This window comes from Roseateles agri (genome assembly GCF_034043675.1).
Taxonomy (GTDB): domain Bacteria; phylum Pseudomonadota; class Gammaproteobacteria; order Burkholderiales; family Burkholderiaceae_C; genus KK5.
The window spans coordinates 224,628-241,398 of record NZ_JAXCLA010000012.1 but is presented as its reverse complement, the minus strand read 5'-3'; the positions used below and the strand labels follow the sequence as shown (position 1 = coordinate 241,398).

Annotated in this window: 12 protein-coding genes; 5 read left to right on the top strand and 7 right to left on the bottom strand. The window is 66.3% G+C overall.

Annotated elements, in window-relative coordinates; all coding sequences use genetic code 11:
- Positions 1-147: 147 nt before the first annotated feature.
- The 5 genes from mnmE to rpmH all read right to left on the bottom strand — a co-directional run bounded on the left by mnmE (position 148) and on the right by rpmH (position 4,536).
- Complete coding sequence (gene mnmE / locus SNE35_RS31040) at positions 148-1,524, bottom strand: tRNA uridine-5-carboxymethylaminomethyl(34) synthesis GTPase MnmE (protein WP_320426944.1); 1,377 nt, start codon at positions 1,522-1,524, stop codon at positions 148-150.
- Between the two features lie 328 nt (positions 1,525-1,852).
- Positions 1,853-3,577: a membrane protein insertase YidC gene (gene yidC, locus SNE35_RS31035; RefSeq protein WP_320426943.1), complete on the bottom strand. Its 1,725-nt coding sequence runs from the start codon at positions 3,575-3,577 to the stop codon at positions 1,853-1,855.
- Positions 3,574-3,897, bottom strand: coding sequence for a membrane protein insertion efficiency factor YidD (gene yidD / locus SNE35_RS31030; RefSeq protein ID WP_320426942.1), 324 nt, complete (start codon positions 3,895-3,897; stop codon positions 3,574-3,576). The genes yidC and yidD overlap by 4 nt, the downstream gene beginning before the upstream one ends.
- Positions 3,894-4,394 (bottom strand): ribonuclease P protein component, encoded by a 501-nt coding sequence (locus SNE35_RS31025; RefSeq protein ID WP_320426941.1) that lies wholly within the window; start codon positions 4,392-4,394, stop codon positions 3,894-3,896. Before SNE35_RS31025 ends, yidD begins: the two co-directional genes overlap by 4 nt.
- 7 nt (positions 4,395-4,401) lie before the next feature.
- Positions 4,402-4,536: a 50S ribosomal protein L34 gene (rpmH, locus tag SNE35_RS31020; RefSeq protein WP_047486751.1), complete on the bottom strand. Its 135-nt coding sequence runs from the start codon at positions 4,534-4,536 to the stop codon at positions 4,402-4,404.
- Between the two features lie 431 nt (positions 4,537-4,967).
- Between rpmH and dnaA the strand changes: the two genes are divergently transcribed.
- The 5 genes from dnaA (at position 4,968) to SNE35_RS30995 (ending at position 12,064) form a co-directional block, all read left to right on the top strand.
- Positions 4,968-6,506, top strand: a complete 1,539-nt coding sequence (gene dnaA, locus SNE35_RS31015) for a chromosomal replication initiator protein DnaA (protein ID WP_320426940.1) — start codon at positions 4,968-4,970, stop codon at positions 6,504-6,506.
- A gap of 100 nt (positions 6,507-6,606) precedes the next feature.
- Positions 6,607-7,731 carry a DNA polymerase III subunit beta gene (gene dnaN, locus SNE35_RS31010; protein WP_320426939.1) on the top strand — a complete coding sequence of 375 codons (1,125 nt, stop codon included), beginning with the start codon at positions 6,607-6,609 and terminating at the stop codon, positions 7,729-7,731.
- A gap of 92 nt (positions 7,732-7,823) precedes the next feature.
- Positions 7,824-10,340, top strand: coding sequence for a DNA topoisomerase (ATP-hydrolyzing) subunit B (gyrB, locus tag SNE35_RS31005; RefSeq protein ID WP_320426938.1), 2,517 nt, complete (start codon positions 7,824-7,826; stop codon positions 10,338-10,340).
- Positions 10,341-10,369: 29 nt separating this feature from the next.
- On the top strand, positions 10,370-11,233 hold the full coding sequence (locus SNE35_RS31000; RefSeq protein WP_320426937.1) for a DUF3800 domain-containing protein: 864 nt from the start codon (positions 10,370-10,372) through the stop codon (positions 11,231-11,233).
- A gap of 144 nt (positions 11,234-11,377) precedes the next feature.
- Positions 11,378-12,064, top strand: a complete 687-nt coding sequence (locus SNE35_RS30995; protein WP_320426936.1) for a hypothetical protein — start codon at positions 11,378-11,380, stop codon at positions 12,062-12,064.
- Here the strand turns inward: SNE35_RS30995 and SNE35_RS30990 are convergent.
- Together SNE35_RS30990 and SNE35_RS30985 are read right to left on the bottom strand one after the other, a co-directional pair.
- A complete protein-coding gene (locus SNE35_RS30990; RefSeq protein ID WP_320426935.1) occupies positions 12,019-13,152 on the bottom strand; it encodes a Wadjet anti-phage system protein JetD domain-containing protein in 1,134 nt (377 codons plus the stop codon). The genes SNE35_RS30995 and SNE35_RS30990 overlap by 46 nt on opposite strands.
- On the bottom strand, positions 13,149-16,769 hold the full coding sequence (locus SNE35_RS30985) for an SbcC/MukB-like Walker B domain-containing protein (protein ID WP_320426934.1): 3,621 nt from the start codon (positions 16,767-16,769) through the stop codon (positions 13,149-13,151). Before SNE35_RS30985 ends, SNE35_RS30990 begins: the two co-directional genes overlap by 4 nt.
- Positions 16,770-16,771 lie beyond the last annotated feature (2 nt).

The window sequence follows — 16,771 nt, the reverse complement described above, 5'->3', positions numbered from 1 at the left end:
CGCTGACGCAGGTCTTCGGGGCGACGGCCTTTGCCAGCATCGAGCAGGATGTGCGCTCCTTCGACTTCGATGCCGCGCTGGAGACCGCCAGGGACGCCGCTGCCGAGAATGGCGTCGTCATCGAGGCTGTCGCCTAAGACACCGACATCACTTGCCGATACAGAACTTGCTGAAGATCTCCCCCAGCAAGTCATCAGCGGAGAAGGTGCCGGTGATCTCGCCGAGGGCATCGTGCGAGAGGCGCAGTTCCTCGGCCAGCAGGTCCAGCGCTGGAGGCTCCTGACGAGCGACTGCGCCGGCCATGGCCAGATGTTCGCGGGTGCGGCGCAGCGCCTGGACATGGCGCTCGCGGGCGATGAAGAGGCCCTCCGGCGTGGCGTGCCAGCCGGCCTGTTCGAGCAGGCGGCGGCGCAACTGATCCAGGCCCTGGCCGGACTTGGCGGACAGCGTCAGCGCGCCTTCCGGCGCCTGCGCCGCGCCAGCGACGTCGGCCTTGTTGAAGACCTGCATGATGCGTTCGCGCGGCACGGCGGCGAGGCGCTCGCCGATGGCGCGGTCCTCGGCCTCGTAGCCGGCCTCGCCGATCCGCGTCAGGTCGTGCAGGAACAGCAGCACGTCGGCCTCGGCGATCGCATCCCAGCTGCGCGCCACCCCGATGCGCTCGACCACGTCGTCGGTCTCGCGCAGGCCGGCCGTGTCGCTGACGTGCAGCGGCACGCCTTCGATCTGGATCGTCTGGCTGACCTTGTCGCGCGTGGTGCCGGGGATGGGCGTCACGATCGCCAGCTCCGCGCCGGCCAGCGCGTTCAGCAGCGAACTCTTGCCAACGTTCGGCTGGCCCGCCAACACGACCTTGATGCCCTCACGCAGCAGCGCGCCCTGCCGCGTGCGGTCAAGCACGCCATCGAGCTGGGCTGTCAGGCGCTGGAGCCGGCCGAGTGCATCGGCCTGCTGGAGGAAATCGATCTCCTCCTCGGGAAAGTCCAGCGTCGCCTCGACCAGCATGCGCAGCTTGATCAACGCGTCGCGCAGCTCGCCGACCTCGTGGCTCAGCGCGCCGGCCAGCGCGCGGCTCGCACTGCGAGCCGCGGCTTCGGTGCTGGCATCGATCAGGTCGCTAACCGCCTCGGCCTGGGCCAGGTCGAGCTTGCCGTTCAGGAAGGCGCGCTGCGTGAACTCGCCGGGTTCGGCCAGGCGGATCCCAAGCGCGGCACCGGCTTCGATGCAGCGGGCCAGCAGCAGTTGCAGCACGACGGGACCGCCGTGGGCCTGCAGCTCCAGCACGTGCTCGCCGGTGTAGGAATGCGGCGCCGGGAACAGCAGGGCCAGGCCCTGGTCGATTGCGCCGCCCTGTGCATCGAGGAAGGGGAGATAGGTCGCCTCACGCGGCCTCAAGGGCCTGGCGCAGATGGCCTCGACAATGGGGGTCAGGTCTTGCCGCGCGGAAATGCGGACGATGCCGACGGCGCCGCGTCCGGGTGCCGTGGCGATGGCCGCGATGGGGTCTTGGTGGCGGGACAGCATCCCGCATTCTATGAACGGCGCCTGGCTAAAAAAAGAGATCAACGACAGGCGCGAACCCGTCGTTGATCATCCCCAAGGCGCCCTTGGCGCCGTATCCCCTGGTCTACCCAATACATATGGCGCGGGGGAGGCGGCGACAGGCGCTCTCGTGAGCCCTGGCGACACGCCGTATGCGCAGCGAATTGGTCTTCTTGGTCAACAAGTCTTCCCTCTCCCGCTGCGGATCCCTGCCCCGCATGGGTACTGATTTAAGTCCTGCGAGCGCCCAGAAAAAAGCCCCCGTCTGCGGGGGGCTTCCGTCGAATTGCGGACTATTGCCGCTTGGCCGCTAGTTCGCGCCGAGCCGCTTGTTGATGATCCACTGCTGCGCGATCGTCAGCACGTTGTTGACGACGTAGTACAGCGTCAAGCCGGCCGGGAACGAGAAGAACATGAAGCTGAAGGCCAGCGGCATGAACCACATCATCTTGGCTTGCGTCGGATCCGGCGGCGTGGGCTGCAGCCAAACCTGGAACAGGCTGGAGATGGTCATCAGGATCGGCAGGATGAAGAACGGATCCGGCACCGAGAGGTCATGGATCCAGCCCAGCCAGGGCGCGCCGCGCATCTCGACGCTGGACAGCAGCACCCAGTACAGGCCGATGAACACGGGCATCTGGACGAAGATGGGCAGGCAGCCGCCGATCGGGTTGACCTTCTCGTCGCGGTAGATCTTCATCATCTCCTGCTGCATTTCCTGCGGCTTGTCCTTCAGCCGCTCGCGCAGGGCCTGCACCTTCGGGTTGATGGCCTTCATCTTGGCCATGCTGGTGTAGGCGCGGGCGTTGAGCCAGTAGAAGGCGATCTTCAGCAGCACGACGAGCGCGATGATGGCCCAGCCCCAGTTGCCGATCGCCTTGTGCAGGTTGTCGAGCAGCCAGAACAGCGGCTTGGAGATGACGGCGAAGATGCCGTAGTCCTTCACCAGTTCCAGGCCCGGGGCGATCTTCTCGAGGTCGTTCTCCTCCTGCGGGCCGACGAAGAGCTGGTCGCTGCGCGTCGTGCTCGCGCCGGCGGCCAGCGGCGGCATCGTGAAGACCATGCCGACGGCGTACTGCTGCGGCGCGGTGCCGGCCAGCGGCTTGACGAAGAACTCGCGGGCGCCGGCGTCGTTGTGCAGCCAGGCACTGGCGAAATAGTGCTGGACCATGGCGACCCAGCCGGCTTGCGCCGACTTGTCGATGTCCAGCTTCTCCATGTCGCCGCCGTCCTTGTCGAGCTTCTTGAACTCGACCTTGTGGTATTTGCCGTTGTAGACGGCCGGGCCGGTGAAGGTGGAGTAGTAGCCGGACGCGCCGGGCGCGGCGGAGGCGTCGCGGACGAGTTGGACGTAGGCCTGCGGCGTGACGGGCTTGTCGCCGGTGTTGGCGATCTCGTCCTTCATGTCGATGACGTAGCTGCCGCGCTTGAGCGTGTAGGTCTTCACCAGCTTGATGCCGCCGACCGGGGCGGACTCCAGGCGCACGGTCAGCGCATCGGCGCCGTCCTTCAGGGCGCGGTCGGTGGAGACCAGCGTCATCGGCGTCAGGTGCGTCGGCAGTTGCTCGCCGGCGGTGCCGACGAAGCCGGATTGGGCCTTGTAGCCGTGGGCCGCATCCAGCAGCACCGTCGAGCCGAGATCGCCCTCGGGCTTCTTGCGCAGGCCGACGGCCTGCAGCAGCGGATCGAACAGGCTCGGGTCCAGGTGCGCGGCCTTGTACTTGGGCAGTTCGACGCGGGTGACGTCACCGCCCAGCGTGTCGAAGGTGACCGTCAGCACGTCGGTCGTGACCACCACCTTTTCGCCGACTGCCGGCGCGGACGCGGCCGTGGCGGCCGCCATCGCGGCGCCCGCCGTAGCCGGTGCCGGTGCCGACGATGCGGGCGCGGTGCCGTTCGCCGTGTTGGTCACGGCCTTGGGCGGCGGCGGCGCGAAGAAGGACGGATGCCCGTTGTGCTTCTGCCAGCCGTCCCAGAGCATGAAGAGGGACGCGAGGAACACCACCCACAGCACGGTGCGGCGCATATCAGTCATGAGGAGGCTTCTGGATTGGAGGTTCGGGAAGAAGGAACGGCGGACCGGCCCAAGCCGAGACGGCCGAACAGGGCCGGCGCATTGTCAGGCACCGCGTCGTGGCCGCCCTGGCAGTACGGGTTGCAGCGCAGGATGCGCGCCGCCGCCAGATAAGTGCCGGCTGCAGCGCCATGGCGCTGCAGCGCTTCGATCGCGTAGACCGAGCAGGTCGGGTAGAAGCGGCACGACTGCCCGAGCCAGGGGCTCAGAAAATAGCGATAGCCCCGCACCAGCCCGATCAGGCCGCGGCGGGGCAAGGACAGCAGGAACTCGCCGCTCATGAGCCGGCGGCGGCAGAAGCCGCTGCGCGCGGCAGCACGCGCCGGACCAGTTGCGCCAGTTCATCGCGTACCGCCGTCTGCAGCGCCTCGGACGAGGCACTCGGGAACAGCTTGCGATCGAAGGGTGAACGCAGGCGCACCACCCACAGGCCGGGCGGCAGGCTCGGCTGCGCATCGCCACCGGCGCAGGCCTGGTTGAAGGCCTGGCGGATCTGGCGCTTCATCAGGTTGCGCGTCACCGCCCGCTTGGCATGGCGCTTGGGTACGACGGCACCCAGCCAGCAGCCCTCGGGCAGGATTTCATCCACAGCGATGTGGACTGCCTGTACATCAGCTGTGGACAACTCAACCGAATCTGTGGACAAGCGCTGACGCGGCTTGGCCGGCTGACTCGGGCAGGCAGCCAGATGGTGCACGGCGAAATGGGGGCTGCGCGCGCGGCTGGGCTTGCCCAGCACGCGTTCGAAGTCGGCCGATCGCACGATCCGGCCGATCATGTCCGGTTTAGACGGCCAGGCGCTTGCGGCCCTTGGCGCGGCGGGCGTTGATGACGGCGCGGCCACCGCGGGTCTTCATGCGGACCAGGAAGCCGTGGGTGCGGGCGCGGCGGGTCTTCGATGCTTGGTAGGTGCGCTTCATGGTGGAAACCTCTCAGGAGTCGGGACGCTCGGGGAACGTCGTTCGTTTGCTTGCTGTTGTGTGCAGTCGTTGGCACCGTTCAGGCACCGCCCGGACCCTGCATCCTGGACTTCACATCCAATCTGCAACACCCGAACACGCCATCGCATCGATGCCAGGTCTCCAGATCGGATCGATCTGAACGCAGGACCTACGCGCTAGCTGATGTGTTCTGGGCGCCTGGAGCGGGCATGACTACCCGTCCCAGCGTCTCCGGGAAAGCCCGCGATTACACCAGAGATTCCGGGGGCGGTCAATCGCATGCCAGCTTGAGACGGGGTTTGCCTGAGCTTGACCGGTACAAAAAATCTGTGGATAACCATGCTTCCGCGGTCGCCTCGACCCGTACAATCCGGCCGCTCTAGAACAAGTTTTCCACAATGAGCCTAGACATGGTGGGTACAGACAGTATTGGTGCTGATCTGTGGCAGCGCGGCTGTGAACGCCTAGCTGCCGAGCTGCCCGAACAACAATTCAACACCTGGATCCGCCCGCTGCCGCCTGCGACGGTGGCCGAGGGGGTCAGCGAGGACGGCTCGGGCGGCATCATCGTCTCGCTGCGCGTGCCCAACCGCTTCAAGCTCGACTGGATCCGCAATCAGTACGCCGGCCGCATCGAGGCCATCCTGAGCGAACTCGCAGGCATGCCGGCCCGCCTGGACCTGGGCCTGGCCGCGCGCGAGGCGATCGTCCGCGCCCCGGCGCCGGCCGCGCAGCCGATTGCCGTGGGCCAGGTGCTGCACAACGGCCTGCGCCCGGTCGTGGCCAAGCCTTCCCCGACAGCTCAGGCACCGCAAGCCGCCCCGGCCAGTGCGGCCGCCACGCTTGATGCCCCGGCGCTCGCGATCTCGCACGCCAGCCCCACGGGCGCCGCGCCGCAGCATCCGCTGGGCCCACCGCCCAGCGCCAGCCGCCACCGGATCAACACCGCCCTCACCTTCGACAACCTCGTCCCCGGCCGCGCCAACCAGATGGCGCGCACCGCCGCGCTGCACGTCGCCGGCGCGCCGGGTGCGATGTACAACCCGCTGTTCATCTACGGCGGCGTGGGCCTGGGCAAGACCCACCTGATCCACGCCGTGGGCAATGCGCTGCTGAAGGACAAGCCGGACGCCCGCGTGCTCTACCTGCACGCCGAGCAGTTCATCTCCGACGTCGTCAAGAACTACCAGCGCAAGACCTTCGACGAGCTGAAGGCCAAGTACCACTCGCTGGACCTGCTGCTGATCGACGATGTGCAGTTCTTCGCCGGCAAGGACCGTACGCAGGAGGAGTTCTTCAACGCCTTCGAGGCGCTGCTGGCCAAGCGGGCGCACATCATCATGACCTCGGACACCTATCCGAAAGGCCTGGTGGACATCGACGAGCGGCTCACGTCGCGTTTCGACGCCGGCCTGACGGTCGCCATCGAGCCGCCCGAGTTGGAGATGCGCGTCGCGATCCTGATCAAGAAGGCGGAGGCCGAAGCCGCGCCGATGCCCGAGGACGTGGCCTTCTTTATCGCCAAGAACGTGCGCGCCAATGTGCGCGAGCTGGAAGGCGCGCTGCGCAAGGTGCTGGCCTACAGCCGCTTCTCGCACAAGGAAATCAACATCCAGCTGGCGCGCGAGGCGCTGAAGGACCTGCTGTCGATCCAGAACCGGCAGGTGTCGGTGGAGAACATCCAGAAGACGGTGGCTGATTTCTACAAGATCAAGATCGCCGACATGTACTCGAAGAAGCGACCGGCCAGCATCGCCCGGCCGCGCCAGATCGCGATGTACCTGGCCAAGGAGATGACGCAGAAGAGCCTGCCGGAGATCGGCGAGCTGTTCGGCGGGCGCGACCACACCACCGTGCTGCACGCGGTGCGCAAGATCGGCGGCGAGCGCCAGAAGAACACCGAGTTGAACCAGCAACTGCACGTGCTGGAGCAGACGCTCAAGGGTTGAGCGTTTCCCTGGGCAAATGCCCACCGATATCTAGGTGAAAATGCGCTGTTTGCCCGGCATGGAGCACGGGCCGGATAGCACAGCGGAAAGAGGACAAAGCATGATCGTGTTGAAAGCCACCCAGGACAAGGTTCTGAGCGCGCTGCAGGCCGTGGCCGGCATCGTCGAGCGCCGACATACGCTGCCGATCCTGGCCAACGTGCTGATCCGCAAGTCCGGCGGCCAGCTCGAGCTGACGACCAGCGATCTGGAGATCCAGGTCCGCACGAACGCGGAACTGGGCGGCGACGCCGGCGACTTCTCCACCACCGTCGGCGCCCGCAAGCTGATCGACATCCTGCGCTCGATGCCGTCCGACCAGACCGTCTCGCTGACCGCCAACGGCAGCAAGATGACCCTGCAGGGCGGCAAGAGCCGCTTCACGCTGCAGACCCTGCCGGCCGACGATTTCCCGCTGGTGCAGGAAGCCGCCGACTTCGGCCCCGCCTTCAGCGTGCCGCAGAAGACGCTGAAGAACCTGATCAACCAGGTCCACTTCGCGATGGCGGTGCACGACATCCGCTACTACCTCAACGGCATCCTCTTCGTGGCCGAAGGCAAGAACCTGACCTTGGTCGCCACCGACGGCCACCGCCTGGCCCTGGCCCAGGCCGAGCTGGAAACCGAGATCCCGAAGCAGGAGGTGATCCTGCCGCGCAAGACGGTGCTGGAACTGATGCGCCTGCTGAAGGACGGCAAGGGCGACGCCGAGGAAGAGCAGCCGATCGAGATGCGCTTCGCCGGCAACCAGGCCAAGTTCAGCTTCAGCGGCATGGAGTTCGTCACCAAGCTGGTCGAGGGCAAGTTCCCCGACTACAACCGCGTGATCCCGAAGAGCCACAAGTTCAACGTGACGCTGGGCCGCACCACGCTGCTGTCCTCGCTGCAGCGCGCCGCGATCATGACCAGCGAGAAGTTCAAGGCCGTGCGCCTGTCCTTCGAGCCGGGCCTGCTCTCCATCGCCTCCAGCAATGCCGAGCAGGAGGAAGCGAAGGAAGAGATCGAGATCGACTACGGCGGCGACCACATCGAGACCGGCTTCAACGTGACCTACCTGATGGACGCGCTGCAGAACATGAGCCAGGACATGGTCTCCATCGACCTCAACGACAGCAGCGCCAGCGCGCTGATCACGATCCCGGAACAGACGGGATTCAAGTACGTGGTGATGCCGATGCGGATCTGACGCACCTAACGACGAGATTCAGCGGGCTTCGGCCCGCTTCAGTGTTTTGAAGAGGCGGCAAAAGTAGTGCCGCCCTAGCGAGAAAGTCCCCGATGAGCGATTCCCCGAACACCCCCGCCTCCGGCAGCAACGCCTACGACGCCAGCTCCATCCAGATCCTGGAAGGCCTGGAGGCCGTGCGCAAGCGCCCGGGCATGTATATCGGCGACACCTCCGACGGCACGGGCCTGCACCACCTCGTCTTCGAAGTGGTGGACAACTCGATCGACGAGGCGCTGGCCGGCCACTGCGACGACATCATCGTCACCATCCACACCGACAACTCGATCTCCGTCATCGACAACGGCCGCGGCATCCCCACCGGCGTCAAGATGGACGACAAGCACGAGCCCAAGCGCTCGGCCGCCGAAATCGCGCTGACCGAGCTGCACGCCGGCGGCAAGTTCAACCAGAACAGCTACAAGGTCTCCGGCGGCCTGCACGGCGTGGGCGTGTCCTGCGTCAACGGCCTGTCCAAGTTCCTGCGCCTCACCGTGCGGCAGAATGGCAAGGTCCACCAGATCGAGTTCAAGCAGGGCGTGCCGCAAGACCGCCTGATCGAGACGGTGGATGGCGTCGAGACCAGCCCGATGCGCATCGTCGGCGAGACCGACAAGCGCGGCACCGAAGTCCACTTCCTGCCGGACACCGAGATCTTCCAGCAGAACAACGACTTCCACTACGACATCCTGGCCAAGCGCCTGCGTGAACTCAGCTTCCTGAACAACGGCGTCAAGATCCGCCTGATCGACGAGCGCAACAACAAGGAAGACAACTTCGCCTACGCCGGCGGCGTGAAGGGCTTCGTCGAGTTCATCAACAAGGGCAAGAGCGTCCTGCATCCGAACATCTTCCACGCCCAGGGCGACAAGATCTCGGAACAGGGCACGAACGTCGGCGTCGAAGTGGCGATGCAGTGGAACGACGGCTTCAACGAAAACGTCCTCTGCTTCACCAACAACATCCCGCAGCGCGACGGCGGCACCCACCTGACCGGCCTGCGCGCCGCGATGACCCGCGTGCTGAACAAGTACATCGTCGACAACGACCTGGCCAAGAAGGCCAAGGTGGAAGTGGCCGGCGACGACATGCGCGAAGGCCTCGCCTGCGTGGTCAGCGTCAAGGTGCCCGAGCCCAAGTTCAGCTCGCAGACCAAGGACAAGCTCGTGTCCAGCGAAGTGCGCGCGCCGGTGGAAGACATCGTCTCCCGCCTGCTGACCGACTACCTGCTCGAGAACCCGCTCGACGCCAAGACCATCTGCGGCAAGATCCTCGACGCCGCCCGCGCCCGCGAGGCCGCGCGCAAGGCCCGCGAAATGACGCGCCGCAAGGGCGTGCTCGACGGCCTGGGCCTGCCCGGCAAGCTGGCCGACTGCCAGGAAAAAGACCCCTCGCTGTGCGAGATCTACATCGTCGAGGGTGACTCCGCCGGCGGCTCCGCCAAGCAGGGCCGCGACCGAAAGTTCCAGGCCATCCTGCCGCTGCGCGGCAAGATCCTGAACGTCGAGAAGGCACGCTACGAGAAGCTGCTGACCAGCAACGAAATCCTGACGCTGATCACGGCGCTAGGCACCGGCATCGGCCGCGGCGCCGGCGGCGACGACTTCAACCCGGACAAGCTGCGCTACCACCGCATCATCATCATGACCGACGCGGACGTGGACGGCGCCCACATCCGCACCCTGCTGCTGACCTTCTTCTACCGCCAGATGCCCGAGCTGGTCGAGCGTGGCCACATCTACATCGCGCAGCCGCCGCTCTACAAGGTCAAGGTCGGCAAGCACGAGCAGTACCTGAAGGACGGCACCGAACTCGACAGCTTCCTGCTGAAGGTCGCCCTGCAGGACGCCCACCTGCACACCGGCGTCGTCGCCAACGGCGATGCACGGCCCGTACTCTCCGGCGAAGCCTTCGAGGCGCTGGCGCGCAAGTACGTGCTGGCCGAGAACGTCATCACCCGCCTGGCCAACTGGATGGACTTCGAGGCGCTGCGCGTGCTCGCTGGCGGTCTGGCGATCAACCTCGACACCAAGGAATCGGCCGACGCCGCCGCCGCCGCCATGCAGGCCGCGCTGCACCAGGCCGAGGTCGCTGCCGAATACGACGCCCGCACCGACAAGCTGCTGCTGCGCATCAGCCGCCGCCAGCACGGCAACGTGCGCTCCAGCGTCATCAATGCTGACTTCGTCCACGGCGCCGACTACGAAGTGCTCGCCGACGCCGGCGCCACCTTCAAGGGCCTGATCGGCGAAGACGCCATGGTCCGCAAGGGCGACGGCGAGAAGGCCAAGGAATCCAAGGTCACCGACTTCCGCGGCGCCATGTCCTGGCTGATGCAGCAGGCCGAGAACTCCGTCGGCCGCCAGCGCTACAAGGGCCTGGGCGAGATGAACCCCGAGCAGCTGTGGGAAACCACGATGGATCCCACCGTCCGCCGCCTGCTGCGCGTGCAGATCGAAGACGCCATCGAAGCCGACCGCGTGTTCACGATGCTGATGGGCGACGAAGTGGAGCCGCGCCGGGACTTCATCGAGACGAACGCGCTGCGGGCGGGGAATATCGACGTTTGAGGCTAGGCTGATGAACTGAACCAACCAGCATGAGCACTGACGCTGCAGACCCGCAGCTTGGTCTGTTCGATACCCTGAGCACAGCCCAGGCCGAAGTAGCAGCAGCCATGCCTCCGGCGGGCAAGTTCAGCAACTTCGTCGTCTACGTGGATGAGAGTGGTGACCACGGCATGCAGAACTTGGACCCGAACTATCCGCTGTTCGTGCTGGCCTTCTGCGTGTTCTACAAGCGGCACTACGCCGAGAAAGTCTCGCCGGCACTGCAAAAGTTCAAATTCAAGCAGTTCGGCCACGACCTTGTTGTCCTGCATGAGACCGAGATTCGCAAGGAAATCGGTGCGTTCCGATTTGCCAATAGAGCCAGCAAGCACCAGTTTCTGGATGAGTTGACGGACATCATCGAGCAGAGCAACTTCATCCTCATCAGTTGCGTGATCGACAAGCAGCGGCTGCGCAGTCGTGGCGGCCTGCCGGAGAACCCCTATCACCTGGCGCTAGGTTTTTGTCTTGAAACTCTGCATGAACTGATGCAGGAGAAAAATCAGGATGGCGCCACAACGCATGTAGTCGTGGAGTGTCGCGGCAAGAAGGAGGACGGTGAGCTGGAATTGGAATTCAGGCGAATCTGTGACGGTGCGAACCGGCTTGGAATTCCGCTGCCATTCGATATCGTGTTCGCCAGCAAGCAAGTAAATTCGTCCGGCCTGCAACTGGCTGACTTGGTAGCTCGGCCGATCGGCTTGAGCGTGCTGCGTCCCGGTCAGGCCAATCGCGCATTCGACTTACTGCGACGCAAGTTTTTCTGCAGCGGCGGCCGAGAAAAACTGGGCGAGGGCTTCGAAAACTGGGGCCTGAAGATCCATCCGCCGCCAGAAAGCGAAAGGCCCCGGTGAACTCACCGAGGCCAGGCGCCGACCGGGTTCTCCCAGTCCACTTGCCGAGATTCTAGGCTGACTTCGGGCGAATTTGCGCAAGGTTCATATTTTTCCTGTTGGGAATGGCCCGCGGTCGGAAGGATGGTCTGTCAGGAGATTCCGATGCCGATGGATCCGTACCGGGCCTTTCTCGTCCAACGCCGCGCCGACCTTCGGCGCATCGCGCGGCAGACCTGCGGCGAGCACACGGCCGAAGACGTCGAGGTCGAAGCCTGGCTGATCGCCGAGCGCATCGCCACGAAGCGCGGCTTCGCGATCAACTTCAGCCATCGTGCCGATCAGGAGCAAGTGCTGGCCTGGCTGTACGGCCACCTCGTCAAGTACGCGGACAAGCAGCTTCGCTATGCCATGAAGCTCGACAAGGACTGGGACAAGGAAGACGCGGATTCCGCGGTGCATACAATGGCGCGCCTGCTGACGGCGCCGGACGTCTTTGATCCGGCCATCCTGCTGCTTCGCCGCGAAGAAATTCCAGATCCACTCTCGCTGACACGACACAGCTATTCGCAAGCGTCGGCCTACGTCATCCTGCTGTGCCGGTTCGACTGGGACGCGCAGGAACTGGCGGAACATCTGCGCATCGTCGAGCAGACCCTGCTTGCACGCCTGCGCTGGTTCGGTGCGTGGACACGTTGGCAGGCCGGCCTGTTCGACGGCCTTCAGACGATCGCGATCGATTTCGAACCGACAAAGCGCCGCTCATTCGTTTCGCGCGTGCACGAAACTGCCGGTGGCACGGAGTCTCAACTCGCCTGGAACTTCGCGCCAACGCCGGGCCAGCACTCCTGATCCACACACCGCCGCTCGTTCCGCAACGCCGGCAGCAGAACATCATCTGCGAACGAGCAGCCGGTGACACCGGGATCCTGCTGCCGCTCCTTGCCCGCATCCTCCGGCGCATGCCCCAAGCCGAGCCGGGCAAGCAGGGCCTCGTAGCCCGGTCGCCAGGCGCCACAAGCAGGAAAGCTCGCGCGCAGTTGCGCGAGGATGGCAAGGCCGGCGAAGTCCAGATCGCCATAGAAGCTAACAAGCGCCTCGTCCGCGCCGGCATGGAGCCACGCTTCGAAGCGACGGGCATCCAGGTCGGCCACGCGACCACGCCAGTACAACGACGCCCCGGTGCGCTCGCGCAGGCGGCGCGCGCCGCCGCGGAAGCCCGCCGCGTACAGCAAGGCCGCGCGAGCCCAGGCCGGTTGGCGCTGCCCTGCCATGCGCTCAAAGCTCACGCCGTTTTCAATGAACAGGACCTCTTCACCGGTCCAGCGCTCCGGCAGATCGACCAGCAACTGGATCGGTGCTTCCAGGAGATGCCTCTCGTCCGCACCCAGCAGCCGCAGCAGTTCCTCGCGTGCATCCAGCACCTTGCTGTGCCCGCGGAAATGACGGGCCGAGAGTTCGCGCAGGTAGTGCGTGGGGCCAGCGCCGTCGAGATCGGCCGCGAGCCCGTTGAGCACGACGGCGCAGTCTGCCGGCGCGAGGCCCTCGAAGGCGGGAAGCGGGTTGCGCAGCAGGTAGTCGAGCAGCGCCGCCGCATCGGGCACGGCCAGCGGCTGCTCGCGCAGGCCCTGGACCAGCAGGCGGCTCCAGCGCGGCGCTTCCGGCTCGAAGCCACTCCACGCGGCCAGGGCCTGTGCATCGAGCAATTGCAGCTTCGGCCGGCGGTCGGCCAGGGTCTGGAAAGGCCGCGCACGGTCGACCTTCAGGCGCACCCAGCCGGTGGCGCACAGCCCGTCCAGCAGCAGCTCCACATGCGACAGCGCTTCCGGCGAGTCGGCCTCGTGCAGTTCCGGCAGCACGGTGGCGTCCAGGGCCAGCCACCCGGCCTGCCGGCCCAACAGCGCGTGCGCCAGCCGCCATTGCAGTGGATGCGGTCTCATGCGGAACGCTCGTCTTCGCCTTCGAAGGCCCGCCGCGCCTGTGCCCGCGCAGCCTGCGCATGCTCGGCCCACAGCGCTGCCAGCGCCTCCCGCTTGAAGTCCTTCTCCTGGACCTCGCTGATGTGCACGAACTTCCCATCAGCCTCCGCTTCGAGCTTCGAGAAGGTGTATTCCTTGTCGAACTCGGGTTTGATCGCACCCGACTTGGACGTAGGCATCGCCACGATCAGCTGCAGGCCCATGTTCTGCGCCAGGAAGCGCAACACCGCCCGCGAACGCGCCTCGTCCATCTTCGAGAAGGCTTCGTCGCTGAGCATCAGGCGCAGCGCCGGCGCGTTCGGTGCACGGCCGAAATGCCCGAGCGCATGGGCCAGCACGGCGGCGCGGATCACATAGAACGGCGTCTCCAGCTCGCCGCCCGAGCCGGTGCCCCAGGTGGACATCGGCGTGCGGTGGCCGCCAGCGATGCGATGGATGTCGTAGCGGCGGTAGTTGCGGTAGTCCGCCAGTTCCTTCAGCGCGCGCTCGGCGGCGATCTGGTCCTGCGACAGCAGCAGACGCTTGATCTCCTGCGCCGTGGCACGGTGCTCGGGCGACAGCTGCGGTGCATCGAAGATGGCCGTGCGATCCTTCTCCAACTGGTCGACCACACCGTCCAGCGCCTCGAAGAAGTCGTAGTACTCCTTGTAGCGCGGCACCCAGTCCTGGACCACATCGTAGGAGTCCACGCCGAACTGGATCGCTTTCAGTTCCTGGCTGAGCTTGCGCAGGGTGTTGGAGCCGTCCTTCACATCGCGGCGCACGCGGAAGCAGAAATCGCTGGTGAAGACGTGATTGAAGGTGGCCTCGGCTTTCTCGAGCCGGGCCACGTTCTCGGCCAGGCCGATGCTGTCCTGCCGGCGCACCTGCTCGCGCGCGGCCTGCTGCACGGCGAGCACGGCACGCAGCACGGCCTCGATCTGCTCGACCGCCCGCGGCGGCTCGTTCCAGCTGAAGCGCTCCTCATCCGTGCGCGCACCGGCCAGATAGGTGGCAATGTGATTGCGCAGCGTCTTGAGCCGATCAGGAAGATTCTCGGCGGCATTCACCGCGTTGTTCTGCAGCGAGGCGGCACTGGGCAGTTCCGCCTCGCCGATGCCGCGGGCCTCGTCCAGCAACTGCACTTCGCTGGCCACCGTGACAGCGGCAGCGGCAAAGCGGCTCAGCCATACCTGGGCATTGACGATGGACAAGGCCAGTTCCGGCAGACGGGCATCGAGCTCGCCCAGCGTCTTCAGCAGCAGTCCGAGCTCCTTGTTCTGCACGCCGACGGCCTGTTGCTCGGCATCCCAAAGCGCCTGCCTGGCGCCTAGACGTTCGTGCAGCGCGCCCTGACGCTGCTCCAGCGCCTCGATGCTGGAGGTGTCCAGGCGCTGCAAGTCGAGCGCCACGTCCACATGGCGCAAACGCGTCGCCAGAGCCTCGCCCAATGCCTCGGCCAAAGATCCGGCGCGGCTCTGGCTGAACCAGCCCTGCACCATCGCCAGCGACTGCTCCATGCCCTTGAGCCGCTGCAGCTCGGGCACCAGCGCGTCGAGCCGATCGCCGACCCAGGCCTGCCGGCGCCGGCGGCTCTCGAGCCCGAAGGCGAGCTCCTGCTCGGCAGCCAGGCAGGCAAACATGCCGTAAGCCCGGCTGCCCAGCCCCTGGCGCATCAGCCCCTGCGGCGTGCGGCGCAATTCGGCCTCGCTGCTCACCTGCTTCACGCGGCCGTACAAGGCCAGCAGATAGGCCTTGGCGATCGGGTGCTCGCAGACCAGCTCGCTGAGCATGCTCAGCGGTGCGACGGCCATGCCGCGCGTGTCCTCCACCGCCTTGGCACCCTGAACGATCTTCGGCGAGCGGCGCGCGAACTCACGCCGGAGCAGCCGCACGGCGGCCTCCTCGAAGTCGGGCTCGACGATCAATGCGAAGCGGTCGCGGCCCATGTAACCCTCGATGGCGGCCTGCCAGGGACTGGCCGGCTTCGGCTCGACCAGCGCGGCCAGCATGCGCGGGCGGCTGGTCGGCAGATCGCGCTCCAGCAGGCTCAGCGCGTCCTGCACATCGCGAGGCGCCGGTGAACGCCCTTGCAGCAGCAGCGCCTGCTCGGCACGCAGCGCCGTCTGCTCGTCCTGCAGCACATTGCGCTGTTGCAGCAGTTCGCTGCGAGCCGCGACAAGCGCGGACATCACCGACGATTCCTCGGCGCCCAGCAGCACCGCCTCCAACGCACGCAGAGCCTCGTCCAGCGGCTCCAGCTCGAAGGCTGCCAGCTCGCCGTCCAGCCGGGCGCCGGAGAGCAGCGCCTCGCGCGCCGATCCCCACAGCTTCCCCGCCAGGAAGGCCGCCGAGCCCAGCCGCTGCACGGCCGTGTGCAGCCCCGGCAACAGCGACAGGTCCAGCGCCAGCAGTTGCCGAACATGCGCCACCACCTGGTCCATCTGCCGCGCAGCCTGCTGCACGCGGCTCCATTCCTTGCGGAACAGCTCGGCGTACTGGGCCGCCAGCGTGCTCAGGCGCTGCTTCTCCTGCGCAACACCGCTCTGCGCCAGTTCGCCCTGCACCAGCGCCAGCTCATCGGCCAAGGTCTGGCGCTCCAGCGCGATCGCGTCCAGCCGTTGCTGCGAGGCGCTGGCGTGGTCCTGCAACTGCAGGCGGCGGCGCTCGGTACGCTCGCGCTCGCCCAGGGCGTCGCGCCGCAGCCGCAGCGCATGGGCGTTCAGCATCACCACATGCCGGCGCAACAGCGTGACGACGTCGCCAGCCGCCTCGTCCACCAGTTGCAGCCGGTCGATGTTCAGCTTGAGCCGCTCGGCGTCGGCCTTCAAGCGGGCGATCTCCTGCATCAGCAGACGCATCTTGCCAACTTCCTGGCCGAAGTCGTGGGCGTCCAGAATCTCGTCGCGCACGAGTTCGTTGACGTTTCCGATCTCGCGGTAGGCCATGGCCTTGACGATCGCCCGGGCGCAGCGGGTGGCGTCTGCCTCGGGTACGAACTTCCTGCCCAGCAGCGCGCCGTAGAGATGCTGGAGGTAGCTGTCCTTGCCCTCGAAGCGCTGCAGTTGCTCCGCCGCCAGGCCCAGGCGCACCTGCAACTGCGCGTACGCATCCTTCAGGCCCAGCGGGCGCACGCGAGGCTCCGCCACCAGCAGATGCTCCAGGCGCAAGGCCGCGCCGCGCAGCAGGAAGAACAAGGGCTTGCCGCCATCGGCCCGGCCGCCTTCGACATGAGCCTCGATGCCCAGCAAGGCGCTGAACGGTTCGGCCTTCTCCTCGGCCGTCGAAGCCTCGAACACCAGGCCCAGGTAGCTGGTGGCACGCTGGCGCAGGAACACCTCGCTGCCGCACTGGCCCAGCGCGTAGGCATGCAGGGTGCGTGGTTCCTTGCCACCGCGGCGGCCCTGGGTCGACTCGTTCTGGCCGGCATTGAAGTGAAAGACGCCCTGGCGCGCGGCCGTCAGGACGGCCTGGATCGCGTCCAGCAGCGTGGACTTGCCTGATCCGGATTCGCCGGTGAGCAGGGTGGCGTCGGCCAGGGGCCAGTGGCGCGTTTCCAGCGTGCCCCAGTTGACGGTGATCAGTCCTTGCAGGCGCATCG